Origin of the sequence: Azoarcus sp. DN11, from assembly GCF_003628555.1 — a bacterium.
Lineage (GTDB): Bacteria > Pseudomonadota > Gammaproteobacteria > Burkholderiales > Rhodocyclaceae > Aromatoleum.
Window position 1 is genome coordinate 951,567 of sequence record NZ_CP021731.1, and the last position, 26,991, is coordinate 978,557.

A 26,991-nucleotide genomic window follows, 5' to 3' on the forward strand; every position below is an offset into this window, starting at 1 on the left:
CGCGATGGACAAGCTTCTGATTGAAGGCGGTTCCCGCCTCGCGGGCGAGACCGCCATTTCCGGCGCGAAGAACGCGGCGCTGCCCATCCTGTGCGCAGCGCTGCTCACGTGCGAGCCGGTCACGTTTACGAACGTGCCGCAGCTGAACGACATCGGCACACTGCTGAAACTCCTCGCGCAGATGGGCGTGAAGGTCAATCGCGGCTCCGGCAGCGAGGTCGGCACCGTGACGCTCGACGCCTCGGCGCTCGACAACCCGGTCGCGACCTACGAGATGGTCAAGACCATGCGTGCGTCGATCCTCGTGCTGGGTCCGCTGGTGGCGCGCTGCGGCGAGGCCAAGGTGAGCCTGCCCGGCGGTTGCGCGATCGGCGCGCGGCCGGTGGATCAGCACATCAAGGGGCTGCAGGCGATGGGCGCGCAGGTCACCGTGGAACACGGTTACGTCCATGCGAAGGTCCCGCGCCTCCAGGGCGCGCGCCTCTTCACCGACATGGTCACCGTCACCGGGACCGAAAACCTGATGATGGCCGCCTGTCTCGCCGACGGCGAGACCATCATCGAGAACGCCGCGCGTGAGCCCGAGGTGGTCGACCTGGCGAACTGCCTCGTCGCGATGGGCGCCCGCATCTCGGGCGCCGGCACCGACGTGATCCGCATCCGCGGCGTCGAGCGCCTGTCGGGCGCGACCCACCGGATCATGCCGGACCGCATCGAGACCGGCACCTACCTGTGCGCCGCCGCGGCGACGGGGGGCGAGATCCGCCTCACGCGCACCTCGTCGGCTTATCTCGACATCGTCATCGACAAGCTGATGGACGCCGGCTGCGATGTCGTCAGCGAGCGCGATGCGATCCGCCTGAAGGCGCCCCGGCGCCTCACGTCCGTGAGCCTCCGCACCTCGCCGTATCCGGCCTTCCCGACCGACATGCAGGCGCAGTTCATGGCGATCAACGCGGTCGCGGATGGCGCCGCGGTGATCCGCGAGACGATCTTCGAGAACCGCTTCATGCATGCGGTCGAGCTCCAGCGCCTCGGCGCCGATATTCGCATCGACGGCAATACCGCGATGGTGCAGGGCGTCGAGCGGCTGCAGGGGGCGACCGTGATGGCGACCGACCTGCGCGCGTCCGCGAGCCTGGTGATCGCCGGCCTCGTCGCCGAGGGCGAAACCGTCATCGAGCGCATCTATCACCTCGACCGCGGCTACGAGCGACTCGAGCAGAAGCTCGCCGATCTCGGCGCGCGGGTGCGGCGACTCGCCTGAGTCCGAGTGATGCGGGTGCCGGCCTTTCCGCCGGCGCCCGTTGCGATTACAGGTCGAAGCGCCCCGAAGCCTCGGGCTGCCAGGTCACCGCGAGCACCTCGAGCTTGATCGGGCGCCTGTCGGCGTTCACCCACTCGATCGCCTGGCCCACGGACAGGCCCAGCAGGGCGCTGCCGGCCGGCGTGAAGACCGACACCTTGCCCGCGTCGGGAGTCGCGTCGCCCGGGTAGACCAATGTCAGCTCGTGCTCCTGGCCACCCGACAGTTCGCGGAAGCGTGCGCGGCTGTTCATCGTGATGACGTTGGTCGGCATGTCCCGTGGTTCGCGGACGTCCGCGCGCGCGAGTTCGTCGCGCAGGGCGTCGAGGTCACTGCGGTTGCGGGCGACCGGCGCGGCCAGCAGCCCCTCCAGGCGTTCGAGGTCCTGCGACGAGATCACGATGTCCGGTTTCATGGTGTTTCGACTCCCTGCTTCGCGCCAAAAGTAAAAAAGGCCGAACCGCAGCGCGGTCCAGCCAGCACATGAAGGCTAACAGAAGGGCGGGCGGGTTACAATGTCAGCCCGATTTTTCCCGAGGCACGCTGTGTCCAGCATCACCCTCGCCCTCTCCAAGGGCCGCATCTTCGAGGAAACGCTGCCGCTGCTCGCGGCGGCCGGCATCACGCCGACCGACAACCCCGAGACTTCGCGCAAGCTCATCATCGGCACCAACCGCCCGGACGTGCGCCTCGTGATCGTGCGCGCGACCGATACGCCGACCTACGTGCAGTACGGCGCGGCCGACCTCGGCATCGCCGGCAAGGACGTGCTGCTCGAGCATGGCGGAGCAGGGCTGTACCAGCCGCTGGACCTCAACATCGCGAAGTGCCGCCTGTGCGTCGCGACGCAGAAGGGCTTCGACTATGCCGCGGCGACGCGCCCCGGCGGGCGCATCCGCGTCGCGACAAAATACATCAACAGCGCCAAGGCGCACTTCGCCGCGAAGGGCGTGCATGTCGATCTCATCAAGCTGTACGGCTCGATGGAGCTCGCCCCGCTGGTTGGACTCGCCGACGCGATCGTCGACCTCGTCTCGAGCGGCAACACGTTGCGCGCGAACAACCTCGAGGAAGTCGAGGAGATCATGCAGATCAGCTCGCGACTGGTCGTGAATCAGGCCTCGCTGAAATTGAAGCGCGAACTCCTCCAGCCGGTGCTGGACGCTTTTGCCGGAGCGGTGAAATGAGTGATGCGAGCCGCAGGATCCGCCGCCTCGACGCGCGCGATCCCGATTTCCTGCCGACGCTGGATGCGCTCCTCGCGTTCGAGGGCAGTGCCGATGCGCGCATCGACGCGGCCGTCACCGAGATCCTCGGCGCGGTGCGAACCACTGGCGACCCCGCGGTGATCGAATACACGCGCCGCTTCGACCGCCTCGACGTGAAGTCGATGGCCGAGCTCGAGCTGCCCAAATCGGAGCTCAAGGCGGCCCTCGACAGCCTGACCGTCGAGCAGCGCGAGGCCCTTCGCATCGCCGCCGACCGGGTGCGCATCTACCACGAGCGCCAGCGCGCCGAATCCTGGGATTACGTCGAGGCCGACGGCACGCGCCTCGGCCAGAAGATCACCCCCCTCGATCGCGTCGGCCTGTACGTGCCGGGCGGGCGCGCCTCCTACCCGAGCTCCGTGCTGATGAACGCCGTGCCAGCCAAGGTCGCAGGCGTCGGCGAGTTGATCATGGTCGTGCCGACCCCGAATGGCGAGAAGAATCCGCTCGTGCTGGCCGCCGCGGCGATCACCGGCGTCGACCGCGTGTTCACGATTGGCGGCGCGCAGGCCGTCGCCGCACTCGCCTACGGCACGCAGACCCTGCCGCAGGTCGACAAGATCGTCGGCCCCGGCAACGCCTATGTCGCCGAGGCCAAGCGCCGCGTATTCGGCACGGTCGGCATCGACATGGTGGCGGGGCCTTCCGAAGTGCTCGTGATCTCGGACGGCAGCGGCCACGCGGACTGGGTCGCGATGGACCTCTTCGCGCAGGCCGAGCACGACGAGCTCGCGCAGCCCATCCTGCTGTGTACCGACTCCGCCTTCCTCGACGCGGTCGAGTCCTCGATCGAGCGCCTGCTGCCGACGATGCCGCGCCGCGAGACCATCGCCGCGTCGCTCGCGAACCGCGGCGCGCTGATCCACGTCGCGAGCCTGGAGCAGGCCTGCGCGATCGCCAACCGCATCGCCCCCGAACACCTGGAGCTGTCGCTCGACGAACCCGAGCCGTGGATCGACCGCATCCGCCACGCCGGCGCGATCTTCGTCGGCCACTGGGCGGTCGAGGCGCTCGGCGACTATTGTGCCGGCCCCAACCACGTGCTGCCGACGATGCGCAGCGCGCGCTTCTCGTCGCCGCTGGGCGTGTACGATTTCCAGAAGCGCACCAGCATCATCCAGATCTCGGAAGCGGGCGCGCAGACGCTGGGCCGCATCGCCTCGACGCTCGCGCATGGCGAAGGCCTGCAGGCGCACGCGCGCTCCGCGGAGCTGCGACTGCACAAGTGAGCCGCCGCGCCGTGGGCGCGCGCCGGAATCCGGCAAGGGCGTCCCGACGGGGCGCCCTTGCCGCGTTTACGCGAGGATCTCCCGCAGCGCCCCGATCAGCGCGCCGCACTGCTCGTCCGTGCCGACGGTGATGCGCAGGAACTGCTCGATGCGCGGCTGGCGGAAGTGGCGCACGATGATCGCGCGCTGGCGCAGTTCGGCTGCGAGCTCGCCCGCGTCGCGCGCGGGGTGCGTCGCGAATACGAAGTTCGCCGCCGAGGGCAGCACCTCGAAGCCGAGCGAGGCGAGGTCCGCGACGAGCTGGCCGCGCGTGCGCATCACCGCCTGGCGCGTGCGCTCGAAGTACTCCTCGTCCTCGATCGCCGCGACCGCACCGACGATCGCCAGCCGGTCCAGCGGATAGGAGTTGAAGCTGTCCTTCACGCGTACCAGCGCCTCGACGAGGTCCGCGTGGCCGATCGCGAAGCCCACGCGCAGGCCGGCGAGCGACCGCGACTTGGAGAAGGTCTGCACGACCAGCAGGTTCGGATAGCGCGCCGTGAGCGGAATCGCCGACTCGCCGCCGAAGTCGACATAGGCCTCGTCGATGACGACCACGCACTGCGGGTTGCCCGCGACGATGCGCTCGATTTCGGCGAGCGGCAGCAGGCGCCCGGTCGGGGCATTGGGGTTCGGGAAGATGATACCGCCCGCCGCCTTGCCGGCCGCAGGCAGGTAGTCTTCGGGGCGGATCGCGAGGTGCTCGTCGAGCGCGACCGTCTCGAATCCGATCCCGTACAGGCCGCAATACACCGGGTAGAAGCTGTACGAGATGTCGGGGAAGCGCAGCGGCCGATCATGCTTCAGCAGTGCCAGAAAGGCGTGCGCCAGCACTTCGTCGGAACCGTTGCCGACGAAGACCTCCTGCGTCGTGACGCCGTGGCGTGCGGCGATGGCGGCTCGCAGGCGCTCCGAGGTCGGGTCGGGGTAGAGGCGCAGCGCGTCCGATGCCTCCGTCCTGATCGCCGCGATCGCCTTCGGCGAGGGGCCGTACGGATGCTCGTTGGTGTTGAGCTTGACCAGGTTGGCAATCTTGGGCTGTTCGCCCGGGACGTAGGGGGTCAGGCCGTGGACGACGGCACTCCAGTATTGGCTCATCAGCGGATCGGATGCTGGGTTGTAGGAGTCCCCGGGAGCGCCCGGTTGCGGCAGACCGCATGTGGCGCCCCCGCTGCCGGCATTGCGGCGGGACAGTCAGGCGATGGTATCATGCCCGAGAATGGCGCCCGAACGCGCCCGGATCCCTTATTTTCAAGCAGAATCCCATGCGGCAAGCCGAAGTCACTCGCGATACCCTGGAAACCCGGATCACCGTCCGCATCGACCTGGACGGCAGCGGCAAGGCCAGTCTCGCCACGGGCGTGCCCTTTTTCGACCACATGCTCGACCAGATCGCCCGCCACGGCGCGATCGACCTCGACATCAAGGCCGAAGGCGACACCCACATCGACGACCACCACACCGTCGAGGATGTCGGCATCACGCTGGGCCAGGCCTTTGCGCAGGCGCTCGGCGACAAGAAAGGCATCTTCCGCTACGGCCACGCCTACGTGCCGCTCGACGAGGCGCTGTCGCGCGTCGTCGTCGACTTCTCCGGCCGCCCCGGCCTGCACTATTTCGTGAATTACACGCGTGCGCGCATCGGCAACTTCGACGTCGATCTCGCGCGCGAATTCTTCCAGGGCTTCGTCAATCATGCCGGCGTGACCGTGCATGTCGACAACCTGCGCGGCGACAACGCCCATCACCAGTGCGAAACCATCTTCAAGGCCTTCGGTCGTGCGCTGCGCATGGCGGCCCAGCGCGACGAGCGCGCCGCCGGCGTGATCCCGTCGACCAAGGGCGCTCTCTGAGTTTCCGCCAAGCCTTCCGATTTTTCCTGCGAGCGATTCCGCGATGAGCGACGTAGCCATCATCGACTACGGCATGGGCAACCTGCGTTCGGTTGCCAAGGCGGTCGAACATGTTGCCCCCGGCAGAACAGTCGTCGTGACCTCCGACCCGTCGGTCGTTGCCGCCGCCGGGCGCGTGGTGTTCCCGGGGCAGGGCGCGATGCCCGACTGCATGCGCGAACTGGAACTGCGCGGCCTGCGCCGCGCCGTGCTCGAGGCCGCTGCATCCAAGCCTTTCCTCGGCATCTGCATTGGCCAGCAGATGCTCTTCGGCCACAGCGAGGAAGGCGACGTGCCCGGTCTGGGCATCCTGCCCGGCAAGGTCATCCGCTTCCCCGACGCGAAGATGGTCGCCGCCGACGGTTCGCGCCTGAAGGTGCCGCACATGGGCTGGAACGGCGTGCAGCAGCGCGTCGCCCATCCGCTGTGGGAGGGCATTCCCGACGGCGAGCGCTTCTATTTCGTGCACAGCTATTTCGTCCAGCCCGACGAGCGTTCGCTGGTTGCGGCCGAAACCGCTTACGGTTTGATGTTTACCAGTGCAGTCGCGCGGGATAACATCTTCGCGGTTCAGTTCCATCCCGAAAAGAGTGCGCAGGCGGGCCTGCGGATGCTTGCAAATTTCATCTCCTGGGCTCCCTGACGAGCGCCGTCGAGACTTCGTCCGTCGGCTCCCTTCCACACCTGAAATGCAACTCTTCCCCGTATGCTGCTGATTCCCGCTATCGATCTGAAGGACGGCCAGTGCGTGCGCCTCAAGCAGGGCGAGATGGACGACGCCACGGTGTTCTCCGAGCAACCGGCCGCGATGGCGCGGCACTGGATCGACCTCGGTGCGCGTCGTCTGCACCTCGTGGACCTCAATGGCGCCTTTGCCGGCAAGCCCAAGAACGGCACGGCGATCCGTGCGATCGTCGATGAGGTGGGCGACGATATCCCCGTCCAGCTGGGCGGCGGTATTCGCGACCTCGACACGATCGAGCACTACCTCGACAACGGCATCTCGTACATCATCATCGGCACGGCCGCGGTGAAAAACCCCGGCTTCCTGCACGATGCGTGCGGCGCCTTTCCGGGCCACATCATCGTCGGCCTCGATGCCAAGGACGGCAAGGTCGCCGTCGACGGCTGGTCGAAGATGACCGGCCACGACGTCGTCGACCTCGCGAAGAAGTACGAGGACTACGGCGTCGAAGGCGTGATCTATACCGATATCGGCCGCGACGGCATGCTCTCCGGCGTGAACATCGAGGCTACCGTGCGCCTCGCGCAGGCGCTGCGCATCCCGGTCATCGCCAGTGGCGGCATCGCTTCGCTGGCCGACATCGACGCCCTGTGCGCGGTCGAGTCGGAAGGCATCACCGGCGCGATCACCGGTCGCGCGATCTACGAAGGCACGCTCGATTTCGCCGCCGCGCAGGCGCGCGCGGACGAACTCAGCGGCGAAACCGCCTGATGCTCGCCAAGCGCATCATCCCCTGCCTGGACGTGAATGCCGGGCGTGTCGTGAAGGGCGTCAATTTCGTCGAATTGCGCGACGCGGGCGACCCGGTCGAGATCGCCCGCCGCTACGACGAGCAGGGCGCCGACGAGATCACCTTTCTCGACATCACAGCGAGCTCCGACGCGCGCGACACGATCGTCCACGTGGTCGAGCAGGTCGCCGAGCAGGTCTTCATTCCGCTGACGGTGGGCGGCGGCGTGCGCACGGTCGCGGATGTCCGCCGCCTCCTCAATGCGGGCGCCGACAAGGTCAGCATCAACACCGCCGCAGTGAATAATCCGCAGGTCGTCGCCGATGCGGCCGGCAAGGTCGGCAGTCAGTGCATCGTCGTCGCGATCGACGCGAAGCAGACTGCCCCCGGCAAGTGGGAAGTGTTCACCCACGGCGGTCGCAACAACACCGGGCTCGACGCGATCGAGTGGGCGAAGAAAGTCGCCGCCCTCGGCGCCGGCGAGATCCTCCTCACGAGCATGGACCGCGACGGCACGAAGATCGGTTTCGACCTCGCACTCACGCGCGCGGTGTCGGATGCGGTTCCGATCCCCGTGATCGCCAGCGGCGGTGTCGGCACGCTGGAGCATCTCGCCGAGGGCGTCTCCGAGGGACGCGCGGATGCGGTACTCGCCGCGAGCATCTTCCATTTCGGCCAGCACACGGTGCGTGAAGCGAAGGAGCTGATGCGCGCCCGCGGCATCGAGGTACGACTGTGAGCACCATCAATTCCGCCCGCTGGCTCAACGACATCCGCTGGGACGACCAGGGGCTCGTGCCCGTGATCGCGCAGGAAGTGGCGACCGGCGACGTGCTGATGTTCGCGTGGATGAACCGCGAAGCGCTGCAACGCACCGCCGAGACGGGCGAGGCGATCTACTGGTCGCGTTCGCGCCGCAAGCTGTGGCACAAGGGCGAGGAGTCCGGTCACGTGCAGAAGGTGCGCGAAATCCGCATCGATTGTGACAACGATGTGGTATTGCTCAAGGTCGAGCAGATCGGCGGCATCGCCTGCCATACCGGGCGCCACAGCTGCTTTTTCCAGCGTCACCTGGCCGAGGGCTCGTGGGAAGCCGTCGAGCCGGTACTCAAGGATCCCAAGGACATCTACAAATGATCGACATCGAAGTGCTGCATCGCGTCGCCGCGACCCTGGCCGAGCGCAAGAAGGCCGATCCCGATTCTTCCTACGTCTGCAGCCTGTACACCAAGGGCACCGACGCGATCTGCAAGAAGGTCGCCGAGGAGGCGGCCGAAACCATCATGGCGGCCAAGGACAAGGACATGCTGCACATCGTCTGGGAGGTCACCGACCTGTGGTTCCATTCGATGGTGCTGCTGGCGCACTTCGGTCTGTCGGTCGACGACGTGCTGGCTGAATTCCGGCGCCGCGAAGGTGTCTCAGGAATTGACGAGAAGAAGTCCCGCACGACGGCCTGAGGTGAAAATGAGCGATTGCATTTTCTGCCGGATTGCCGCCGGCGAGATTCCGGCGAAGAAGCTGTACGAGGACGAGCACGTGCTCGCGTTTCACGACATCAATCCGGTCGCTCCGGTGCATTTCCTCGTGATCCCGAAACTGCACGTTCCGTCGATGGCCGAGCTCGGCCCCGAGCACGTCGAGGTCATGGGGCGGGTGATGACCACCGCAGCCCGGCTCGCGCGCGAAAACGGCTGCGGCGAGGGTTATCGCACGATCATCAACACCGGAAGGGTGGGGCGGCAGGAGGTGTATCATCTGCACGTTCATGTCCTGGGTGGCCCGGAGGTGCTTCCGGCCATGTTGAAGCGTTAAGGAGAGCAGTATGGGTTCATTCAGTATCTGGCACTGGCTGATCGTTCTGGTGATCGTCGTGCTGGTATTCGGTACCAAGAAGCTGCGCAACATCGGCCAGGATCTGGGAGGCGCGGTGAAGGGCTTCAAGGAAGGGATGAAGGACTCCGAGAAATCCGACGACGTGCAGCAGAAGATCGGCGGTGAGACCATCGACGTCCAGGCACGGGAAAAAACCGACAGGCTGCACTCCTGAGCCCGCCGGGCGACGTCGGCAACCAGGGGCGCGGCGGCTTTGCGCCCCTTCGTTTTGATGCCGCCGCCGCGCGCGTGGTTTGGCTCGTACAGGTTCCAACATCATGTTCGATTTCGGTTTTTCTGAACTCATCGTCATCGCGGTGGTGGCGCTCATCGTTGTTGGGCCCGAGCGTCTGCCGAAGGTCGCGCGCACGGCAGGCCATCTTCTCGGGCGACTCCAGCGCTACGTCAACGACGTCAAATCCGACATCCAGCGGGAGATGCAGCTCGAGGACCTGAAAAAACTCCAGCAGCAGGTCGAGCAGCAGGCGCGCGAGCTCGAGTCGTCCATGCGCAGCGAGGCCCAGAGCGTCGAGGCGGATCTGGAGAAGACCGTGGCGGAAGCGAAGAGCGGCCTTTCCGGCGACACGGCGGCAGTGCCGGAGACGACACCCACGCCGGTCACGGAGGCCCCGCCGCCGCCAGTGGTCGTCACCGTCCTTGGCGCCGATGCGGCTGCGGCGGATGGCGCGGCGGTCGAGCCGCAGGTGGATAGCCGGCAACTCGAACTCGGACTTGGGCCGGCTTCCGCAGGGCCGGCTTCCGCGCCGGCCGCCGCCCCGACCCCGGACAAAGCCACGGACAAAGCATGAGCACCGCTCAGGAAACCTTCATCTCGCACCTCGTCGAGCTGCGCGACCGCCTGCTGCGTGCGATGCTGGCGGTCCTCGTCGTGTTCCTGTGCCTGATGCCGTGGGCGAGTGACGTGTACGACCTCCTCGCGCAACCAATGATGCGGACGCTCCCCCAAGGTACGCACATGATCGCAACCGGCGTCGTGACGCCCTTCTTCGTTCCGGTCAAGGTGACGATGCTGGCGGCTTTCGTGATCGCGTTGCCGGTCGTGCTGTACCAGGCCTGGGCTTTCGTCGCGCCGGGCCTCTACGCCCATGAGCGCCGTCTCGGGCTGCCGCTCGTACTCGGCAGCACGATCCTGTTCCTGCTCGGGATGGCGTTCTGTTACTTCTTCGTGTTCGGGACGGTCTTCAAGTTCATCGCCCAGTTCGCTCCCAAGAGCATCACGCCGGCGCCGGACATCGAGCAGTACCTGTCCTTCGTCATGACGATGTTCCTCGCGTTCGGCCTGACCTTCGAGGTGCCCGTGGCGGTGATCCTGCTCGTGAGGACGGGCGTCGTCAGCATCGCGAAGCTGGTCGACGCACGCCCCTACGTGATCGTCGGCGCCTTCATCGTCGCCGCCGTGATCACGCCTCCGGATGTGGTGTCCCAGCTCCTGCTCGCAGTGCCGATGTGCCTGCTGTACGAGGCCGGCATCATCATCGCCCGCATGATCAGCAAGAACCGGGAAAGCGGCGCGGACGAGGCTCTCGAACGCATCGAGAGCAAGTAAGGCCCTTACCCGGGGCGCTGGTGTTCAGCGCTCGGCGGCGGGGGGCGGGCGGCGCCCGATCTCGATCTGCAGATCGACTTCGGCTTTGGCGCGGCGCACGCGGAAGTTCGCGCTGTGCCCGGGCATCAACCCCGCTACCATTTCCAGCATTCCCTTGGGGTCGTGCACCGGCTTGCCCTCGATGCCGACGAGGATGTCGCCCGGGCGGATGCCGGCGCGTTCGGCGGGGCTGTCGCGCAGCACGCCCGCGATGAGTGCGCCCTCGGTGCCCGTGAAACCGAAGGATTCCGCGAGCTCCGGCGTGATCTCCTGGATCTCGACGCCGATCCACCCGCGCGTGACGTGCCCGGTCGAGACGATCTGCTCCAGCACATTGCGCGCGATGGACACCGGGATCGCGAAGCCGATTCCCAAGGATCCGCCCGAGCGCGAGTAGATCGCCGTGTTGATGCCTACCAGGTCGCCCCGGCTGTCGACGAGCGCGCCGCCGGAGTTGCCGGGATTGATCGCCGCGTCGGTCTGGATGTAGTTCTCGAAGGTGTTGATGCCGAGCTGGCTGCGCCCGAGGGCGGAGACGATGCCCATCGTCACCGTCTGCCCGACGCCGAAGGGATTGCCGATGGCAAGGACCACGTCGCCGACCTGCAGGACTTCCTGCTGGGCGAAGGCGATCGCCGGCAGTTTGCCGTTGCCCTGCAGCCGGAGCACGGCGAGATCGGTTTCCGGGTCGCGGCCGACGAGGCGCGCGGGAAACTTGCGGCCATCGTTGAGTGCGACTTCGATCTCGTCCGCCCCTTCGATGACGTGGTTGTTGGTCAGGATGAAGCCGTCCGGGCTGGCGATGACGCCCGATCCCAGGCCCGCCGCGCGCTGCGTGGGGGCCTTCTCCTGCCGGTCACCGAAGAAATGGCGGAAGATAGGGTCGTCGAGCAGGGGGTGGCGCTGACGGGCGACGTCCTTGGAGGTGTAGATATGGACCACGGCCGGCATCGAGCGCCGGGCCGCGTCGGCGTAGGAGCTCGGTGCCGGGGCCACCGTCGCGGAGCCGGCACCGGGCGCCTCGAGGATGGAAACCACGGCGGCGGGCGCCGCACCCTTGAACCATTCCGGCTTCAGCGTGTTCAGTACAAACAGCACCGCGACGCTCACGGTCACGGCCTGCGCGAAGATCAGCCAGAGGCGGCGCATAATGTTGCTCGAATTGGGCGGGCGGCCTGTGTCGTGCTCGCCGTGAGGCCGGGAAGACAGGAGTGGGGACCGTATGCAACTCGCCGAATTGCAAGCTCATCTGGATGAACTGCTGGAAGTCCCACGGTTCCGGGATTATTCCCCAAACGGCCTGCAAGTGGAAGGTCGGCCCGAGGTGCGCCGCGCACTGTGCGGCGTGACGGCAAGCCAGGCGCTGCTCGACCGCGCCGTCGCCGAGGGCGTCGATGCCGTCATCGTGCATCATGGCTGGTTCTGGCGTGGCGAGGATGGGCGCATCACGGGGATTCGCAAGCGGCGCATCGCGACGCTGTTGAGAAACGACATCAGCCTGCTTGCCTATCATCTGCCGCTCGACGCCCATCCGCAACTCGGCAACAACGCCCAGCTTGCGGCCGTTGCGGGCTGGGTGGGCGCGGGACGGTTCGGGGAACAGGATCTCGGGTGGATCGGCCGGCCCGAGCAACCGGGCACGGCCGAGCAGGTCGCGCGTTCGCTGGCTGCCCGGCTCGGGCGCGAACCGCTGCTGGTGGGCGATGGAGGGCGGGTGGTGAGCCGCGTCGCGTGGTGTACGGGGGGCGCGCAGGGCTACTTCGAGCAGGCCATCGCGGCAGGGGCCGATCTTTACGTGTCGGGCGAGATTTCCGAGCAGACGGTGCATCTGGCGCGCGAATCGGGTGTGCCGTACATCGCGGCGGGGCACCACGCGACGGAGCGTTACGGCATCCATGCGCTGGCGCAATACCTCGGGCAGACCTGCGGCATCGAGGCGCATTTCGTCGATCTCGACAACCCGGTTTAGCCGGGACGGCGTCCGTCTCGGTCCTCAGGCGGGCAGTGGCGGGACGACGGGAACCGAGTCCCTGCCCGCGGGCGCGGCCACTTCCGGGCTGTACGTGCCCAACCGGTCCTCGAGAATCGCCGCGAGCAGCAGGATCTCGTCGATCACGCTGAGCGGGAAGCCTTCGCGCGTGCCGTCGCGGTTGTCGCGCAGGAGATGCTCGAGATAGGCCTGGCAGTCGCGCGTACCCCACATCTCCTGCACGTTCTGGCTCAGGTGCGCCATCTGCTCGATCGAATTCCGGGCCTGACGTGCCTCGTCGAAACTGTCCCAGGTGACGGCCTTGACGTTGAAGGTCTTGTTGAGCTGCTTCGCCAGCGCGTCGAACTCGTCACGCAGGTTGGCGGCCCGATAGACCTCCATGAGCTTGAGCCACGGCGTCACGGCCCGCTTCGGATTCGACGCGATGAACTCGGCGAGTGTGTCCGCCGCGCCGCGGATGCGCCCGAAGCCCATCATGATCTCGGCAAGTTCGATGGCGGACTCGTGTTCCTCGGCGGCTTCCTCCATGACCACGCCGGCGGCGGGCGCATGCGGGGCGGCCGATGCAACCGGCGTGATGGGGGCGAGCGACATCGGCGGCGCGAACACGTCGTCGGCCATTTCCCACCCCGGCGACACGTGCTCGCCAGCGAGGGGGGGCGGAGTCGGCAGGATGTGCGGCTGCGGCGCCGGGGCGTTCACGGTGGCGGCGTCGGGCGCCGGTTGGGCGCGGTGGGCCGGCGGGCGGGCGTCGGCATTTCTCGTTGCGGAAACCTGCGTGCGACTCGACTCCGGATCGCTGGGCGGGAGCGATGCGTAGCGGCGCCTGCGGAACCAGGCGAGCGCGCCGGCGAGTGCCAGCGAAATGATCCCGATCGTCAGGGTGGCGTGCTTCCAGGCCTCCGCGACGCTATCGTCGGGGTCGCGCGGCGTCGGCGGTGGTGGCGCGTCGGCGGACTGCGCCACGGCGGATGACGGCGACGGCCGATACTCCGCAAGCATGCGCGACTGCGCGGCTTCGAGCTGGCGGATGCGCTCGTCGAGTTCCAACTGCGCGACGATCGTGCGGTCGATCGCCATGATCACCGACTGCTCGCGACGCAACTGCTCGCGCTGGGCGTCGGTGGTCGAATCGATGCGCGCGAGGCTGCCGAGCCGGGTGCTCAGGTGCAGGCCGGAGCTCGGGGCCTCGGACTCGCCACCGCCGACCTCCAGACGGTCTTGGCGGGGCGCGGCCTTTGGTGAGCTGCGGGTGAGGGCAGTCGCCTCGCGTGCGGCAGGCGGCGTGGCGATGTCGGCAGAAGGCGCCGCCGGACGATAGTAACGCGGACGGTGCGGCCGTTTCTGCGCCGGCGCGCTCGCCGTGTCGGGGTGCGGAACGGTTCGATCGCCTGCGGTTCCGCCTGCCACCGTGGCTGTGTCGGGGAATGCCAGCAGGACGGTGTATTCGCGCCGCAGGCGGCTGTCGCAGTTATCCTCGATGGCGAAACTGACGGCAGGTTCGAAGCTCGGCAGCCGGTGAGAGATCACGAGCCGCGAATCGGCGTCGCGTCCGGTAACGTCGAGGCGCGCATCCCGCAGTCGCGGCACCCCGTTCGAAGTCGTCGAGGTCGTTGCGAAGCGCAGGCATTCGCCCAGCTGTGACGAATCGCCCTGGAGAACGGGAATCTCGATTCTGAGCGCTTCGCCGACCTTGGACACGAACACCGGTTCGCCGAGAACGACCGCGCCGGACGCCGTCGGCGCGAGCGCCAGCAGTGCCGTCAGGAGTAGGGATGCGGAACCCCGGCGGGTCAGGCGCTGCTGTGTCGTCATCGTCCGCTCATGCACGGGAAAAGGCTAAGCGCAAATCTGCATCTTGTATCAAATCATTGCAGCGCATTGTAACGAATTTGCATTGTTGGCGCGTATTGTTCCGTGAAATCAGGGGATTTCGTCACGGCGGAAAATGACATCCGGAATCTCCCCGCGAGTGAGCGGTGGTTGCCGGCCGCCGGCGGAGGGGGGGCTGGCGTCGCGTCACGCGGAAAGGGCGCCGATTCGCGGTAACATGCTGTTTCTCCATACGTTGCCGTACGTCCCATGCCGCTCTCTCCTCCGAAGTGCGCACGCAGTCCCGCGCATCTGCGCCAGATCACCGTCGAAGGTTTTCGCCGCGCTGACGGTCTGCTGGAGCTCGAGGCCTGCCTGCGCGACACGAAGGCCGTCGATTACACGCTCGCGTCGGGTGTCCGCCGTGCGGGTGACCCCGTGCACGAGATGCGCGTGCGCATCACGATCGACGCGGCGTTCACCATCATCGATGCCGAGGCGTGTTCGGACCGCGTCCCGTACGCCGGCGAATGCGACACGATCGGGCCGGCGTACGGGCGGCTCGTGGGACTGAACCTCATTCGCGGCTTTCGCCGCAACGTCGGGGAGATGTTCGCCGACGTGCGCGGTTGCTCGCATGTGACGGAGCTCCTGATGAGCCTTCCGACGGCTGCCGTGCAGACCTTCGCGACTTTCCGGCGCGACAACGAGGACAGCGTCGAGAAGCCGTTCCAGCTCGACAAGTGCCATGCGCTCGAGAGCTCGCGCGAGACCGTGCGCCGCTACTACCCGAAGTGGTACCGCAAGCCTGCGGCCGACGAGTAGCCGCGGCGCGTCCGGCGGCAGACCGGCTCGCGCGGGGCTCGCGATTCTGCACTGCGCAATTGCGGTTATAATCCGCAGATCTTGCGACCTTCAGGCCCATTTCCGGGTCGGGGTCGAGAGGTCGGACCGGGCGACACACGGCCGGTCGGGAGCGGTATGCGTCGGTCGAGGGAGACGGCGTATGTCGTGGAGCGATGCTCCGAAGCGTCCCATCAACCTGTTCGCGGCGCCTCTGGCGTTGCGGCTTCGATCGAAGGGCAACCATGAAGATTCATGAGTATCAGGCAAAAGAACTACTAAGGAAGTTTGGCGTCGTGACGCCGCGCGGTTTCCACACCGTGTCGGTGGATGGGGCGGTGAAGGCCGCCGAAGAGCTGGGCGGCAAGATCTGGGTCGTGAAGGCGCAGATCCACGCCGGCGGCCGCGGCAAGGGCGGCGGCGTGAAGCTCGCGCGCTCGCTGGACGAAGTGCGCCAGCTCGCCAACGAGATCCTCGGCATGCAGCTGGTCACGCACCAGACCGGGCCCGAAGGCCAGAAAGTGCGCAACCTCCTGATCGAGGAAGGCGCCGACATCAAGAAGGAATACTACGTTGCCGCGCTGACCGACCGCGCCACGCAGAAGGTCGCGATCATGGCCTCCTCCGAAGGCGGCATGGACATCGAGGAAGTCGCGCACAGCACCCCCGAGAAGATCCTGAAGGAATTCGTGGACCCGCTGGTCGGCCTGACCGACAAGCAGGCCGAGAACCTCGCGCGCGGCATCGGCGTGCCGGAAGCCTCGGTCGCCAAGGCGGTGGATACGCTCAAGCGCCTGTACACCTGCTACATGGAAACGGATGCCTCGCTGGCGGAAATCAACCCGCTGATCCTCGAAGGCAACGGCAACATCAAGGCGCTCGACGCCAAGTTCAACTTCGACTCGAACGCGCTCTACCGTCATCCGGATATCGTCGATTTCCGTGACTTCGACGAAGAAGACGCGGACGAGATCGAGGCCTCGAAGTTCGACCTCGCCTACATCTCGCTCGACGGCAACATCGGCTGCCTGGTGAACGGCGCCGGCCTCGCGATGGCGACGATGGACACGATCAAGCTGTTCGGCGCCGAGCCGGCCAACTTCCTCGACGTCGGCGGCGGCGCGACGACCGAGAAGGTCACCGAGGCGTTCAAGATCATGCTCAAGAACCCCAAGGTCAAGGGCATTCTCGTGAACATCTTCGGCGGCATCATGAAGTGCGACACCATCGCCACTGGCGTGGTCGCCGCAGCCAAGGAAGTCAATCTCTCCGTCCCGCTCGTGGTGCGCATGAAGGGCACCAACGAGGACCTCGGCAAGAAGATCCTCGCCGACTCGGGTCTGCCGATCATCGCCGCCGACACGATGGCGGAAGCTGCGACCAAGATCGTCGCGGCGGTCAAGTAAGGAGAGTTTGAATGTCCATCCTGATCAACAAAGACACCAAGGTCATCACCCAGGGCATCACCGGCAAGACCGGCCAGTTCCACACCGAGAAGTGCCAGGAATACGCGAACGGCAAGAACTGCTTCGTTGCCGGCGTGAATCCGAAGAAGGCGGGCGAGAAGATCTTCGACATCCCCATCTACGCTTCGGTGAAGGAAGCCGCTGCCGAGACCGGCGCGACCGTGTCCGTGATCTACGTGCCGCCGGCCGGTGCCGCCGACGCGATCTGGGAAGCCTGCGAGGCCGACCTGGATCTGGCGATCTGCATCACCGAGGGCATCCCGGTCCGCGACATGCTGGTCGTGCGCAACAAGATGAAGCAGAAGGTGGCCAAGGGCGGCAAGGAAACCCTGCTGCTGGGGCCGAACTGCCCGGGCCTGATCACGCCGGATGAGATCAAGATCGGCATCATGCTGGGTCACATCCACCGCAAGGGCCGCATCGGCGTCGTGTCGCGTTCGGGTACGCTGACCTATGAAGCCGTCGCGCAGCTGACCGAAATCGGTCTGGGTCAGTCGTCGGCGGTCGGTATCGGCGGCGACCCGATCAACGGCCTCAAGCACATCGACGTGATGCGCATGTTCAACGACGATCCGGACACCGACGCGGTGATCATGATCGGCGAGATCGGCGGTCCGGACGAAGCCGAAGCCGCGCAGTGGTGCAAGGCCAACATGAAGAAGCCGATCGTCGGCTTCATCGCCGGCGTGACCGCGCCGGCCGGCAAGCGCATGGGCCACGCCGGTGCGCTGATCTCCGGTGGTGCGGATACCGCTGACGCCAAGCTCGCCATCATGGAAGAGTGCGGCTTCACGGTGACGCGCAACCCGTCCGAGATGGCCAAGCTGCTGAAGGCGATGCTGTAAGCGTCGTTCCTTCTGTGGTACAGAAAGGCGCCGGCTGGTCCGGCGCTTTTTTTTTGCGCGCAGCGCTTCCCGCGCCCAGCAGGCACCCGATCGAAGCGGGCGGCCAGTGTGGTCTGCGTGACGAATTTTGGGCGTCCCGGCTGAGCGATGCAGAAAATGCACGTGCGGCGTGCGCGACTATCCCATGCAGCGAACAGGGTCGAGCGCGGTATGATGGCCACCGACTGGAGCCGTGCGCCGATCCCGGGGCTGTCCGTCAGTCTGCCTTCGGAATTGCCTGGCCGCCGGCGCGTACGTCGATGAACGTCGCATTCAGGACACGAGGAGCGCAAATGTTCTTCATGTGGGCGTCATTCGCCGTTTCCATGCGAATCGAGACCCGGTCGCGACCGGAGGCGGTAGATGAATAGCGGCACCGAAACCCGTTCCCCTGCCGACGAGGCGCGTTTTCGCATGCTGTTCGAGGATGCTCGCCATGCGATCGTGCTCCTCGAGAATGGCCGTTTCGTGACTGCCAACCGCGCGGCACTGGAGCTGCTGCGCGTCGGCAGCCTCGACCTCCTCCGCGGCCGCAGCCCCGCCGATATCTCGCCGCCATGCCAGCCCGACGGGGAGTCTTCGGCGGTGCGGGCGGAGGAGATGTCCCGCCGGGCGCTGGCCGACGGCGGCGGGCGCTTCGAGTGGGAACACCTGCGCGGCGACGGCACGCTGGTCGAGGTCGACGTCCTCGTCACCGTGATCCGCGACGGGGAGCGTGCGCTGCTGCATTCGGTGCTGACCGATATTACGGCGCAGAAGCAGGCGCAACGGGAGTTGGCGGGGTACCGCGAGCGGCTGGAAGCCCTCGTTGCCGAGCGCACGGCCGAACTGGCTGCACTCAGCGCCTCGCTGCGCGAAGCCAACGCCGAGCAGCAGGCGATCCTCGACACCGCCACTTCGGGCATCGCGCTGATCAAGGAGCGCGTGCTGATCCGCTGCAACCGGCGCCTGCACGAGATGTTCGGCTGGCCGTCGGGTGGGCTCGTCGGCCAGCGCACGGCAGTCTGGTATCGCGATGAAGCCGCGCACGCGGCGGGTGGCGACCCGGTGTATGCCGCGATCTGGCGCGGCGAGTCGCATCGGCGCGAGCAGCAGCTCATGCGACGCGACGGCACGCTGTTCTGGGCTCGGCTGACGGGTACGGCGGTGGATCCGGCGGACCGCGCCAGGGGCTCCGTGTGGGTGATCGACGACATCTCCGCCGAGCGCGACGCCATCGAGCGGGTGGAGAACGCCCGTGCGCTCGCCGAGGACGCCGCGCGCATCAAGTCGGATTTCCTCGCCAACATGAGCCACGAGATCCGCACGCCGATGAATGCCATCATCGGCATGACCTACCTCGCCCTGCGCACGCAGCTCGATGCGCGCCAGCGCGACTACCTGGAGAAGATCCAGGCCTCGAGCCAGCACCTGCTCGGCATCATCAACGACGTGCTCGATTTCTCCAAGATCGAGGCCGGCAAGCTGGTCATCGAGCGCATCGACTTCGACCTCGAGAAGACGGTCGCGGACGTCGGCGCCCAGATCGTCGAGAAGACCAACGCGAAGGGGCTCGAGCTGGTCATCGACGTGGCGGCCGACGTGCCCGGGCGGCTGGTCGGCGATCCCCTGCGCATCAGCCAGATCCTGCTCAACTACGCCAACAACGCGGTCAAGTTCACCGACCGGGGCGAGATCGTCATGCGCATCCGGCGCGAGCAGGTCGAGGAGGGCGACGTCGTCCTGCGCTTCGAGGTGCGCGATACCGGCATCGGCATCGACGACGAGCTGCGCGACCGGCTGTTCCGCAGCTTCGAGCAGGCGGATACGTCGACGACGCGCAAGTACGGCGGCACCGGACTGGGGCTCGCGATCAACAAGCGGCTGGCCCGGATGATGGGCGGCAGCGTCGGCGTCGACAGCCGGCCCGGTGCCGGCTCCACCTTCTGGTTCACCTGCCGCCTGGGCATCGGCCGCAGCGAGGGTCATCTGCTCATGCCGGCCCCGGACCTGCGCGGGCTGCGCGCCCTGGTTGCTGACGACAATCGCAGCTCGCGCGAAGTGCTCGCTGAGATGATGCGCGGCATGACTTTTCACGTGCTCGCGGTCGATTGCGGGCAGGCAGCCGTTGCCGAAGTCGAGCGCGCGGTGCGCGGTGGCGAACCCTACGACATCGTCCTGCTCGACTGGCAGATGCCCGGGCTCGATGGCGTGGCCGCCGCGCGCGCGATCGGCGGGCTGGGCCTGTCGCGGCTGCCCGTGCGCATCGTCGTCACGGCATACGGGCGCGAGGACGTCGCGCGCACTGCCGTGGGGGGCGGCGTCGATGACGTGCTGCTGAAGCCGGTTACCGCATCGGCGCTGTTCGACACCGCGATCCGCCTGCTCGACGGCGCCCGACGCCCCGTCCGGCCGCCGGCTGCCGCCGGCGAAACTCCGTCTGATCTCGCCGCCATCCGCGGCGCCCGCCTGCTGCTCGTCGAGGACAACGAGCTCAACCAGGAAGTCGCGAGTGAGCTCCTCCGCGCCGCGGGCTTTCGTGTCGACGTCGCCGCGAACGGCGCGCAAGCGGTGCAGTGCGTGCGGCAGGGCGGCTACGATCTCGTCCTGATGGACATGCAGATGCCGGTGATGGACGGCGTGGCCGCGACGCGCGAGATTCGCAGGCTGCCCGGCGCCGCCGCCCTGCCCGTCGTCGCGATGACCGCCAACGCGATGGCGGGCGACCGCGATCAGTGCATCGCGGCAGGGATGAACGATCATCTCGCCAAGCCGATCGACCCCGAGCGGCTGTGGGCGGCGCTGATGCGCTGGATCTCGCCACGGAATGTCGCGGCCGCAGGCGCGCCCGGCGGGTCATCCGCTGCGGCACCGGGCGCGGCCCTGGCGCGGCTCAGGCAGGTTCCCGGCCTCGACCCCGATCTGGGCGTGCGGCGGCTGATGGGAAAGGAAGACTTCTACCTCTCGCTGCTGCGCAAGTTCGTCGCCGGTTATGGCGATTTCACACTACGCCTGGACGCGGCCCTCGCAGGCGGCGACCATGCCGCAGCCGAGCGGCTCGCGCACTCGCTGAAAGGCATTGCCGGGCAGATCGGAGCCGTGGCCATTCAGGAGGCTGCGGCAGAGCTCGAGCGAGACCTTCGCGAAGGCGCGCCGCCTGCCGCGCTCGGCGAGGCTCGTGCCCGCGGTGCACGCGCGCTCGCAGATCTGCTCGGCGCACTGTCGAAGGAGTTGCCGGCGCCCGATGGGCCGCCGCAAACGCAATAGTGTCGTCGGGGCGACAACCCCGTCGCGCCCCCGCGCCCCCGCTTCGGGCGGCTCCTGCTATGCTCGCAGTTTTATACCGCCGTCGCTGCTGCGTTCACCGTTTGCGATCGTTGCCATGATGAAGAAAGCCTTCGTTTCCCTCGCCCTCTGCCTTGCCGCCTTTGCTGCGCCCGCGCTCGCCACGCCCGGGGAAGTGCCCGAAGGCGGCACCCTGCGCGAGGCGCCGATGCAGGGTCTCACCGCCGGTTCGCGCCTGCTCGGCGACTTTCGCGGCAAGCCGCTGATCATCAACGTGTGGGCGAGCTACTGCCCGCCCTGCCTCGCCGAGATGGGTTCGCTGGAGCGCCTGTCGAAGCGCTACGGCAAGCAGTTCAACGTCATCGGGGTCTCGATCGACGACTACCCCGAGCGCGCGCAGGCCTTCCTGACCCAGGCGAAGACGAGCTTCCCTCATTTCATCGACCGCCAGCTCGCGCTCGAAAACATGCTCGGCGCCAACCGCATTCCGCTCACCCTGCTGGTCGACGCCGACGGAAAGGTGCTGCACAAAGTGGTCGGTGCCAAGGAATGGGACAGCCCAGAAACCGTCGAGACGATTCGCAAGGCCTTCGGTTTGCGCATGTAGTTTTCGCCTGCGTGTCCGGCGGCGTATGTTGCGCGGGAGGAACGTTTTCCGACCGAATTTGAGCGCTGAACGTTACAGGATTGTTTCCGCTGGTAAAATCGTGCCTGATTTCATAAGGCCGTCCGGCAAAAACAATCCCATGTTCTCCCGCTTCATGCCCCGTGAGGGACAGTTCTTCACCCTTTTCAACGCCCACGCAGACGAGATCGTGGCCGGCGCGACTGCCCTGGTCGTGCTGATGAAGGCGGTCGGAAAGGACGCGACGGCAGCGGCCAAGGCCACCGCCGACATCGACGAGATCGAGACCCGCGCGGACAAGCTGAACCACGACGTGATGGCGCTGATGCACTCCACGTTCATCACGCCGCTCGACCGCGACGAGATCCACCAGCTGATCTCGCGCATGGACGACGTGCTCGACACGATCCAGGACGTCGCCGAAACCGTCGCGCTGTATGACATTGCCGACGCCACCGAGGATGCCCTGCGCATCGCCGAGCTGTCTCTGTCCTGCGCCGAAAGCGTGCGCTCGGCGGTCGTGTTGCTGTCGAACATGGACAACGGCCGCGAGATCCTGCGCATCTGCCACGAGATCGACGGCTTCGAGGCCGATGCCGACCGCGTGCTGCGCAAGGCGCTGTCGCAGCTCTTCCGCGAGGAGCCCGACGTGCGCGTGGTCATCAAGATGAAGGGCGTGTATGAACTCCTCGAATCGGTCACCGACCGCTGCAAGGACGTCGCCAAGATCCTCGAATCCGTAGTGCTTGAAAACTCCTGACCTGCGATCTCCGGGAAAAACGACATGGCAACTATGGAGATCGGGATCGCCACGGTGATGTTCCTCGTGGTGCTGGCCCTGCTGTTCGACTTCATGAACGGCTTCCACGACGCCGCGAACTCGATCGCGACCATTGTCTCGACCGGCGTGCTCAAGCCCCACCAGGCTGTCGCCTGGGCCGCGTTCTTCAATATCGTCGCGCTCTTCCTCTTTCAACTGAAGGTGGCCGCGACGATCGGCAAGGGCACCATCGACCCCGCCATCGTCGATCATGTCGTCGTGTTCGGTGCGCTGGTCGGGGCGATCGCCTGGAACGTGATCACGTGGTACTACGGTATCCCGTCGAGTTCCTCGCACGCGCTGATCGGCGGCCTGGTCGGCGCCGGGGTCGCCAAGGGCGGCTTCGGTTCGCTGCTTGCGGCCGGCCTCATCAAGACCGTCGTCTTCATCCTCGTGTCGCCGCTGCTGGGCTTCCTGCTCGGATCGATCCTGATGGTGGCCGTATCCTGGATCTGCTTCCGCACCTCGCAGCGCAAGGTGGACAAATGGTTCCGCCGCCTCCAGTTCCTGTCGGCCTCGCTCTACAGTCTCGGCCACGGCGGCAACGACGCGCAGAAGACCATCGGCATCATCTGGATGCTCCTGATCGCCGCCGGCATCAGCCAGAACTCGGACCCCGTGCCGGTATGGGTCATTGTCGTGTGCTACCTCGCAATCGGCCTCGGCACGATGTTCGGCGGCTGGCGCATCGTCAAGACCATGGGGCAGCGCATCACCAAGCTGAAACCGGTCGGCGGCTTCTGCGCCGAGACCGGTGGCGCGATGACGCTGTTCCTCGCCACCGCGCTCGGCATCCCGGTGTCGACCACCCACACGATCACCGGCGCCATCGTCGGCGTCGGCTCCTCGCGCAAGGTCTCCGCGGTGCGCTGGGGGGTCGCCGGAAGCATCGTGTGGGCGTGGATCCTGACGATCCCGTGCAGCGCGCTGATCGCCGGCGGTGCCTGGTACGTCGGTCGCCTGGTTTTCTGAGGGACGGGCCGACGGGTTTGCCGGTACTCGGCAGGTTTGGAAAGCCGCGCTTGTCGGGGGCGCCCACGGCCGGAGGCGGAAGCCGTCCACCGCGTGTTGCTGGGAGTCCGTCACGAAAAACTGCTAGAATCGCGAGCTACGCGTATTCCGCCCCTTTTTCTGCTGACCGATTCAAACCGGAGTTTTTTCAAATGGCTATCGAACGCACCCTGTCCATCATCAAGCCCGACGCCGTCGCCAAGAACGTGATTGGCAAGATCTACCAGCGCTTCGAGGATGCGGGGCTGAAGATCGTCGCGTCGAAGATGGCGCACCTGTCCGAGCGCGAGGCCGGCCAGTTCTACGCCGTGCACAAGGAGCGCCCCTTCTTCAAGGATCTGGTGTCCTTCATGGTCTCCGGTCCGGTGATGATCCAGGTCCTGGAAGGCGAGAACGCCATCGCCAAGAACCGTGACCTGATGGGCGCCACCGATCCGAAGAAGGCGGCGCCGGGCACCATCCGCGCCGATTTCGCGGATTCCATCGACGCAAACGCTGTCCACGGTTCGGATGCTCCGGAAACCGCCGCGGTCGAAGTCGCGTTCTTCTTCCCGGGAATGAACGTTTACGCCCGCTAAGCCTCTCAGGGCTGCGCCCGCGCATCGGCCCGCGCACTTCGTGCGTCGCGGGCCGATTGCATTTTGAGGGCGGCACAGGAAACACATGGAAACACCGGTCAATCTGCTCGATTTCGACGTCAACGGTCTCGTCGCCTGGTTTGCCGAGCGCGGCGAGAAGCCCTTCCGTGCGCGCCAGGTGATGCGCTGGATGCACCGTTTCGGCGAAACCGAGTTCGACAACATGACCGACGTCGCGAAGAGCCTGCGCGCGAAGCTCGCCCAGGAGGCCTGCATCCGTCCGCCGCAGGCCATTCGCGACACCATCTCGGAAGACGGCACGCGCAAGTGGCTGCTCGACGTGGGCAACGCGAACGCGGTCGAGGCCGTGTTCATCCCCGAGACCAACCGCGGCACCCTGTGCATCTCGTCGCAGGCCGGCTGCGCGCTTGACTGCGCCTTTTGCTCGACCGGCAAGCAGGGTTTCAACCGCAACCTCACGGCGGCCGAGATCATCGGCCAGCTGTGGCTCGCGAACAGGCTGCTCGGCGGCACTGCGACGCCGGCTGGCACGAAGGACGCGGACGGCGATGCCGACAACGGCCGCGTCATCAGCAACGTCGTGATGATGGGCATGGGTGAGCCCCTCGCGAACTTCGACAACGTCGTCACGGCGCTGCGCCTGATGCTCGACGACCACGCCTACGGCCTGTCGCGCCGCCGCGTCACCGTGTCGACCTCGGGCATCGTGCCGGCAATGGACCGCCTGCGCGACGAATGCCCGGTCGCGCTCGCCGTTTCGCTGCATGCGCCCGACGACGCGCTGCGCGACCGCCTCGTGCCGATCAACCAGAAGTACCCGCTGCGCGAGCTGATGGCCGCGTGCCGGCGCTACCTCGAGCGCGCCCCGCGCGATTTCGTGACCTTCGAATACGTGATGCTCGACGGCGTCAACGATACCGACGCGCATGCGCGCGCGCTCGTCGCCCTGGTGCGCGACGTCCCGTGCAAGTTCAACCTGATCCCGTTCAACCCCTTCCCGAACTCCGGTTTCGGTCGTTCTCAGCCCGAACGCATACGCCGATTTGCCGGTATCCTGCTCGACGCGGGCATCGTGACGACGACCCGCAAGACGCGCGGCGACGACGTCAATGCCGCCTGCGGCCAACTCGCGGGGCAGGTGCAGGATCGTACGCGCCGCACCGTTCGCCTGACCAAATCGATGGAGGATCGTGCATGACCAGGCTCTTCGCGACGCTGTCACTTCCGCTGTTCATGCTGGCGCTCGCCGGCTGCAACACCACCATGAACGCGGCGGGAACCCCGCTTGCAGATCGTCCGGTGGCGGACACGCCGGTATCGGGCAAGGGCGAGGCGACGGCCAAGGTGCACGTCGAACTGGGCGTGGCTTACCTGCAGCTCGGCAACTACACCGTTGCGCTCGACGAAGCGCGCGTGGCGCTGCAGAGCCAGTACGGCTACGCGCCGGCTTATCACCTCATGGGCCTCGTGTACATGGCGATCGACGACACCAATCTTGCGCGCGAGAATTTCCGGCGCGCGCTCGAGATCGCGCCGAACGACCCCGAATTCAACAACAGTTACGGCTGGTTCCAGTGCATCACCGGCAACGTGGAGGACGGGCTCGCGCGGCTCTCCGCCTCGGCGCGCAATCCATACTACCGCACACCGACGCGGCCCTACACGAACGCCGGCCTGTGCCACCTGCGCCAGGGCAACGACACCGCGGCGGAAGAGGAATTCCGCCGCGCCGTGCAGGCCGATCCCGCGAACTACGCGGCGATCTACCAGCTTGCCGGCATTGCGTACCGGCGCGGCGCCTATGGCACTGCCAACACCCTGCTCGTCGACCTGCACCAGCAGGGTGAACCGACGCCGCAATCGGTGTGGCTGGGGCTGCGCACCGCGCGCCATCTGGGCAACCGCGACGCCGAAGCGAGTTATGCGGCACAACTGCGCGGCCGCTTTGCCGACAGCCCCGAATACCAGTTGATGACCCAGGGAAATTACGAGTGACAGACGTGCATCTGGACCAGCAGGGTGCGGCGATATCCGACGCTGCTGCGATGGGCGCGCAACTTCGCCAGTTGCGCGAGGCTCGCGGTGAAACCGCGAGCGACGTGGCGCATTCCCTCAAGCTGACCAGCCGGCAGATCGAGGCGATGGAAGCGGGGCGTCTCGATCTCCTGCCCGGCGCGGCCTTCGCCCGCGGCTTCCTGCGCAACTACGCCCGTTACCTCGGCGTCGAACCGGCAACCGTGCTGGCAGCGTTCGAGGCCGACGTCAACGCACGCGCGGTCGAACTCGTGCCAGTGTCGAACGCCGTAGGGGTCATGCCCAGCGGCAGCGGCAGGCGTGCGATGCACATCCCCGTCGGCCTGATTGCCGGGGTGTTGCTGCTCGCCGTCCTGGTCGGCTGGTATTTCGACTGGTTCCGCATGCCCGCCCGAAAAGCCGAGGTCGCCGAACACGTCGCCGAATCCGCGACGCAGGAGATGCCTGCCGTGACCAGTGCCGCTGCGGCTCCGCAGGGGCAGGTGTCGGAATCGGCACTCGTCGCGAGCGGCGTCGTGCCGTCGCTGCCGGCTCCTGCGGCCACGGCATCCGAGCCCCAGCCGGCCAGCCCCCCCGGGGCGGCGACCGGCGCAGCGGCCTCCGCGCCGGTCGCGGCACCCCAGGTTCCCGCAGCGCAGGCGGCGCCCGCTGCCCCTGCTGCGCCTCAGGCCGCGGCGGCGGTTCCCGCGGACGTGCCACCCGCCGAGGGCGTCGAGCACATCGTGTTCCGTTTCGAAGGGGAGTCCTGGATCGAAGTGCGCGACGCGCGCGGCGGCATCATCTATTCGGGCACCAACGGCGCCGGCTCCACGCGCACGGTGCAGGGCAAGCCGCCTTTCGCGCTCGTCGTCGGCAACGCAAAGCAGGTGTCGATCGACTACCACGGCAAGCCGTACGACCTGAAGCCCTTCGTACGCGTGAGTGTCGCGAGATTCACCCTGGAGTGAGCTGAA

29 protein-coding genes are annotated in these 26,991 nt (G+C 66.9%); 25 read left to right on the forward strand and 4 right to left on the reverse strand.

From position 1 onward, the window contains the following. Window positions 1-4: 4 nt before the first annotated feature. Window positions 5-1,267, forward strand: coding sequence for a UDP-N-acetylglucosamine 1-carboxyvinyltransferase (murA, locus tag CDA09_RS04280; protein ID WP_121427484.1), 1,263 nt, complete (start codon window positions 5-7; stop codon window positions 1,265-1,267). Between the two features lie 46 nt (window positions 1,268-1,313). On the opposite strand, the gene rnk is transcribed toward murA, so the two are convergent. Continuing rightward, window positions 1,314-1,721, reverse strand: a complete 408-nt coding sequence (rnk, locus tag CDA09_RS04285) for a nucleoside diphosphate kinase regulator (RefSeq protein ID WP_121427485.1) — start codon at window positions 1,719-1,721, stop codon at window positions 1,314-1,316. Between the two features lie 130 nt (window positions 1,722-1,851). On the opposite strand from rnk, the gene hisG reads away from it, so the two are divergent. Both hisG and hisD read left to right on the forward strand, forming a co-directional pair. Continuing rightward, entirely contained in the window at window positions 1,852-2,493 is a 642-nt protein-coding gene (gene hisG, locus CDA09_RS04290) for an ATP phosphoribosyltransferase (RefSeq protein ID WP_121427486.1), read from the forward strand. Continuing rightward, window positions 2,490-3,803, forward strand: coding sequence for a histidinol dehydrogenase (gene hisD / locus CDA09_RS04295; RefSeq protein WP_121427487.1), 1,314 nt, complete (start codon window positions 2,490-2,492; stop codon window positions 3,801-3,803). The genes hisG and hisD overlap by 4 nt, the downstream gene beginning before the upstream one ends. Window positions 3,804-3,869: 66 nt before the next feature. On the opposite strand, the gene hisC is transcribed toward hisD, so the two are convergent. After that, a complete protein-coding gene (gene hisC / locus CDA09_RS04300; protein ID WP_121427488.1) occupies window positions 3,870-4,940 on the reverse strand; it encodes a histidinol-phosphate transaminase in 1,071 nt (356 codons plus the stop codon). A 167-nt stretch (window positions 4,941-5,107) separates the two neighbouring features. Here hisC and hisB point away from each other — a divergent pair, with 167 nt between their 5' ends. The 10 genes from hisB (at window position 5,108) to tatC (ending at window position 10,651) form a co-directional block, all read left to right on the forward strand. Further along, window positions 5,108-5,695 carry an imidazoleglycerol-phosphate dehydratase HisB gene (gene hisB / locus CDA09_RS04305; RefSeq protein WP_121427489.1) on the forward strand — a complete coding sequence of 196 codons (588 nt, stop codon included), beginning with the start codon at window positions 5,108-5,110 and terminating at the stop codon, window positions 5,693-5,695. 43 nt (window positions 5,696-5,738) lie between these two features. After that, window positions 5,739-6,377 (forward strand): imidazole glycerol phosphate synthase subunit HisH, encoded by a 639-nt coding sequence (hisH, locus tag CDA09_RS04310; RefSeq protein WP_121427490.1) that lies wholly within the window; start codon window positions 5,739-5,741, stop codon window positions 6,375-6,377. Window positions 6,378-6,440: 63 nt separating this feature from the next. Further along, window positions 6,441-7,190: a 1-(5-phosphoribosyl)-5-[(5-phosphoribosylamino)methylideneamino]imidazole-4-carboxamide isomerase gene (hisA, locus tag CDA09_RS04315; protein ID WP_121427491.1), complete on the forward strand. Its 750-nt coding sequence runs from the start codon at window positions 6,441-6,443 to the stop codon at window positions 7,188-7,190. Continuing rightward, on the forward strand, window positions 7,190-7,948 hold the full coding sequence (hisF, locus tag CDA09_RS04320; protein ID WP_121427492.1) for an imidazole glycerol phosphate synthase subunit HisF: 759 nt from the start codon (window positions 7,190-7,192) through the stop codon (window positions 7,946-7,948). Before hisA ends, hisF begins: the two co-directional genes overlap by 1 nt. Further along, window positions 7,945-8,346 carry a phosphoribosyl-AMP cyclohydrolase gene (gene hisI, locus CDA09_RS04325; protein WP_121427493.1) on the forward strand — a complete coding sequence of 134 codons (402 nt, stop codon included), beginning with the start codon at window positions 7,945-7,947 and terminating at the stop codon, window positions 8,344-8,346. The genes hisF and hisI overlap by 4 nt, the downstream gene beginning before the upstream one ends. Next, window positions 8,343-8,669 (forward strand): phosphoribosyl-ATP diphosphatase, encoded by a 327-nt coding sequence (locus CDA09_RS04330; protein WP_121427494.1) that lies wholly within the window; start codon window positions 8,343-8,345, stop codon window positions 8,667-8,669. Before hisI ends, CDA09_RS04330 begins: the two co-directional genes overlap by 4 nt. A 7-nt stretch (window positions 8,670-8,676) precedes the next feature. Continuing rightward, on the forward strand, window positions 8,677-9,024 hold the full coding sequence (locus CDA09_RS04335; protein WP_121430729.1) for a histidine triad nucleotide-binding protein: 348 nt from the start codon (window positions 8,677-8,679) through the stop codon (window positions 9,022-9,024). 10 nt (window positions 9,025-9,034) lie between these two features. Further along, window positions 9,035-9,259: a Sec-independent protein translocase subunit TatA gene (gene tatA, locus CDA09_RS04340; RefSeq protein ID WP_121427495.1), complete on the forward strand. Its 225-nt coding sequence runs from the start codon at window positions 9,035-9,037 to the stop codon at window positions 9,257-9,259. A gap of 103 nt (window positions 9,260-9,362) precedes the next feature. Next, the gene (gene tatB / locus CDA09_RS04345; RefSeq protein ID WP_121427496.1) at window positions 9,363-9,893 is read left to right on the forward strand and encodes a Sec-independent protein translocase protein TatB; all 531 of its coding nucleotides are present in this window, start codon (window positions 9,363-9,365) and stop codon (window positions 9,891-9,893) included. Then, on the forward strand, window positions 9,890-10,651 hold the full coding sequence (gene tatC / locus CDA09_RS04350) for a twin-arginine translocase subunit TatC (protein WP_121427497.1): 762 nt from the start codon (window positions 9,890-9,892) through the stop codon (window positions 10,649-10,651). The genes tatB and tatC overlap by 4 nt, the downstream gene beginning before the upstream one ends. 24 nt (window positions 10,652-10,675) lie before the next feature. Here the strand turns inward: tatC and CDA09_RS04355 are convergent, their stop codons facing one another. Next, a complete protein-coding gene (locus CDA09_RS04355; RefSeq protein ID WP_121427498.1) occupies window positions 10,676-11,839 on the reverse strand; it encodes a Do family serine endopeptidase in 1,164 nt (387 codons plus the stop codon). Window positions 11,840-11,912: 73 nt separating this feature from the next. On the opposite strand from CDA09_RS04355, the gene CDA09_RS04360 reads away from it, so the two are divergent. Continuing rightward, a complete protein-coding gene (locus tag CDA09_RS04360) occupies window positions 11,913-12,659 on the forward strand; it encodes a Nif3-like dinuclear metal center hexameric protein (protein WP_121427499.1) in 747 nt (248 codons plus the stop codon). A 24-nt stretch (window positions 12,660-12,683) separates the two neighbouring features. On the opposite strand, the gene CDA09_RS04365 is transcribed toward CDA09_RS04360, so the two are convergent. Then, window positions 12,684-14,495 carry a type IV pilus assembly protein FimV gene (locus CDA09_RS04365; protein ID WP_121427500.1) on the reverse strand — a complete coding sequence of 604 codons (1,812 nt, stop codon included), beginning with the start codon at window positions 14,493-14,495 and terminating at the stop codon, window positions 12,684-12,686. 267 nt (window positions 14,496-14,762) lie between these two features. Between CDA09_RS04365 and CDA09_RS04370 the strand changes: the two genes are divergently transcribed. From CDA09_RS04370 to CDA09_RS04420, 11 genes are all read left to right on the forward strand, one after another. Further along, window positions 14,763-15,317 (forward strand): DUF2889 domain-containing protein, encoded by a 555-nt coding sequence (locus CDA09_RS04370; protein ID WP_121427501.1) that lies wholly within the window; start codon window positions 14,763-14,765, stop codon window positions 15,315-15,317. Window positions 15,318-15,580: 263 nt separating this feature from the next. Then, complete coding sequence (gene sucC / locus CDA09_RS04375; protein ID WP_121427502.1) at window positions 15,581-16,741, forward strand: ADP-forming succinate--CoA ligase subunit beta; 1,161 nt, start codon at window positions 15,581-15,583, stop codon at window positions 16,739-16,741. An 11-nt stretch (window positions 16,742-16,752) separates the two neighbouring features. Further along, window positions 16,753-17,646 (forward strand): succinate--CoA ligase subunit alpha, encoded by an 894-nt coding sequence (gene sucD, locus CDA09_RS04380; RefSeq protein WP_121427503.1) that lies wholly within the window; start codon window positions 16,753-16,755, stop codon window positions 17,644-17,646. 402 nt (window positions 17,647-18,048) lie between these two features. Beyond that, on the forward strand, window positions 18,049-20,931 hold the full coding sequence (locus CDA09_RS04385) for a response regulator (RefSeq protein ID WP_121427504.1): 2,883 nt from the start codon (window positions 18,049-18,051) through the stop codon (window positions 20,929-20,931). A gap of 115 nt (window positions 20,932-21,046) precedes the next feature. After that, window positions 21,047-21,556: a TlpA family protein disulfide reductase gene (locus CDA09_RS04390; RefSeq protein ID WP_286164375.1), complete on the forward strand. Its 510-nt coding sequence runs from the start codon at window positions 21,047-21,049 to the stop codon at window positions 21,554-21,556. Window positions 21,557-21,695: 139 nt separating this feature from the next. Next, a complete protein-coding gene (locus tag CDA09_RS04395; protein WP_121427505.1) occupies window positions 21,696-22,334 on the forward strand; it encodes a DUF47 domain-containing protein in 639 nt (212 codons plus the stop codon). Window positions 22,335-22,358: 24 nt separating this feature from the next. Continuing rightward, window positions 22,359-23,366 carry an inorganic phosphate transporter gene (locus tag CDA09_RS04400; RefSeq protein ID WP_121427506.1) on the forward strand — a complete coding sequence of 336 codons (1,008 nt, stop codon included), beginning with the start codon at window positions 22,359-22,361 and terminating at the stop codon, window positions 23,364-23,366. A 191-nt stretch (window positions 23,367-23,557) separates the two neighbouring features. Beyond that, a complete protein-coding gene (ndk, locus tag CDA09_RS04405; RefSeq protein WP_121427507.1) occupies window positions 23,558-23,983 on the forward strand; it encodes a nucleoside-diphosphate kinase in 426 nt (141 codons plus the stop codon). Window positions 23,984-24,068: 85 nt separating this feature from the next. Next, the gene (rlmN, locus tag CDA09_RS04410; RefSeq protein WP_121427508.1) at window positions 24,069-25,202 is read left to right on the forward strand and encodes a dual-specificity RNA methyltransferase RlmN; all 1,134 of its coding nucleotides are present in this window, start codon (window positions 24,069-24,071) and stop codon (window positions 25,200-25,202) included. Next, on the forward strand, window positions 25,199-25,999 hold the full coding sequence (gene pilW / locus CDA09_RS04415) for a type IV pilus biogenesis/stability protein PilW (protein ID WP_121427509.1): 801 nt from the start codon (window positions 25,199-25,201) through the stop codon (window positions 25,997-25,999). The genes rlmN and pilW overlap by 4 nt, the downstream gene beginning before the upstream one ends. Further along, window positions 25,996-26,985 (forward strand): RodZ domain-containing protein, encoded by a 990-nt coding sequence (locus CDA09_RS04420; RefSeq protein WP_121427510.1) that lies wholly within the window; start codon window positions 25,996-25,998, stop codon window positions 26,983-26,985. The genes pilW and CDA09_RS04420 overlap by 4 nt, the downstream gene beginning before the upstream one ends. Window positions 26,986-26,991 lie beyond the last annotated feature (6 nt).

Coding starts and splice junctions, on each gene's coding strand:
- murA (WP_121427484.1), top strand. CDS start 5: ATGGACAAGCTTCTGATTGAAGGCGGTTCCCGCCTCGCGGGCGAGACC.
- rnk (WP_121427485.1), bottom strand. CDS start 1,721: ATGAAACCGGACATCGTGATCTCGTCGCAGGACCTCGAACGCCTGGAG.
- hisD (WP_121427487.1), top strand. CDS start 2,490: ATGAGTGATGCGAGCCGCAGGATCCGCCGCCTCGACGCGCGCGATCCC.
- hisC (WP_121427488.1), bottom strand. CDS start 4,940: ATGAGCCAATACTGGAGTGCCGTCGTCCACGGCCTGACCCCCTACGTC.
- hisB (WP_121427489.1), top strand. CDS start 5,108: ATGCGGCAAGCCGAAGTCACTCGCGATACCCTGGAAACCCGGATCACC.
- hisH (WP_121427490.1), top strand. CDS start 5,739: ATGAGCGACGTAGCCATCATCGACTACGGCATGGGCAACCTGCGTTCG.
- hisA (WP_121427491.1), top strand. CDS start 6,441: ATGCTGCTGATTCCCGCTATCGATCTGAAGGACGGCCAGTGCGTGCGC.
- hisF (WP_121427492.1), top strand. CDS start 7,190: ATGCTCGCCAAGCGCATCATCCCCTGCCTGGACGTGAATGCCGGGCGT.
- CDA09_RS04330 (WP_121427494.1), top strand. CDS start 8,343: ATGATCGACATCGAAGTGCTGCATCGCGTCGCCGCGACCCTGGCCGAG.
- CDA09_RS04335 (WP_121430729.1), top strand. CDS start 8,677: ATGAGCGATTGCATTTTCTGCCGGATTGCCGCCGGCGAGATTCCGGCG.
- tatA (WP_121427495.1), top strand. CDS start 9,035: ATGGGTTCATTCAGTATCTGGCACTGGCTGATCGTTCTGGTGATCGTC.
- tatB (WP_121427496.1), top strand. CDS start 9,363: ATGTTCGATTTCGGTTTTTCTGAACTCATCGTCATCGCGGTGGTGGCG.
- tatC (WP_121427497.1), top strand. CDS start 9,890: ATGAGCACCGCTCAGGAAACCTTCATCTCGCACCTCGTCGAGCTGCGC.
- CDA09_RS04355 (WP_121427498.1), bottom strand. CDS start 11,839: ATGCGCCGCCTCTGGCTGATCTTCGCGCAGGCCGTGACCGTGAGCGTC.
- CDA09_RS04360 (WP_121427499.1), top strand. CDS start 11,913: ATGCAACTCGCCGAATTGCAAGCTCATCTGGATGAACTGCTGGAAGTC.
- CDA09_RS04365 (WP_121427500.1), bottom strand. CDS start 14,495: ATGACGACACAGCAGCGCCTGACCCGCCGGGGTTCCGCATCCCTACTC.
- CDA09_RS04370 (WP_121427501.1), top strand. CDS start 14,763: ATGCCGCTCTCTCCTCCGAAGTGCGCACGCAGTCCCGCGCATCTGCGC.
- sucC (WP_121427502.1), top strand. CDS start 15,581: ATGAAGATTCATGAGTATCAGGCAAAAGAACTACTAAGGAAGTTTGGC.
- sucD (WP_121427503.1), top strand. CDS start 16,753: ATGTCCATCCTGATCAACAAAGACACCAAGGTCATCACCCAGGGCATC.
- CDA09_RS04385 (WP_121427504.1), top strand. CDS start 18,049: ATGAATAGCGGCACCGAAACCCGTTCCCCTGCCGACGAGGCGCGTTTT.
- CDA09_RS04390 (WP_286164375.1), top strand. CDS start 21,047: ATGATGAAGAAAGCCTTCGTTTCCCTCGCCCTCTGCCTTGCCGCCTTT.
- CDA09_RS04395 (WP_121427505.1), top strand. CDS start 21,696: ATGTTCTCCCGCTTCATGCCCCGTGAGGGACAGTTCTTCACCCTTTTC.
- CDA09_RS04400 (WP_121427506.1), top strand. CDS start 22,359: ATGGCAACTATGGAGATCGGGATCGCCACGGTGATGTTCCTCGTGGTG.
- ndk (WP_121427507.1), top strand. CDS start 23,558: ATGGCTATCGAACGCACCCTGTCCATCATCAAGCCCGACGCCGTCGCC.
- rlmN (WP_121427508.1), top strand. CDS start 24,069: ATGGAAACACCGGTCAATCTGCTCGATTTCGACGTCAACGGTCTCGTC.
- pilW (WP_121427509.1), top strand. CDS start 25,199: ATGACCAGGCTCTTCGCGACGCTGTCACTTCCGCTGTTCATGCTGGCG.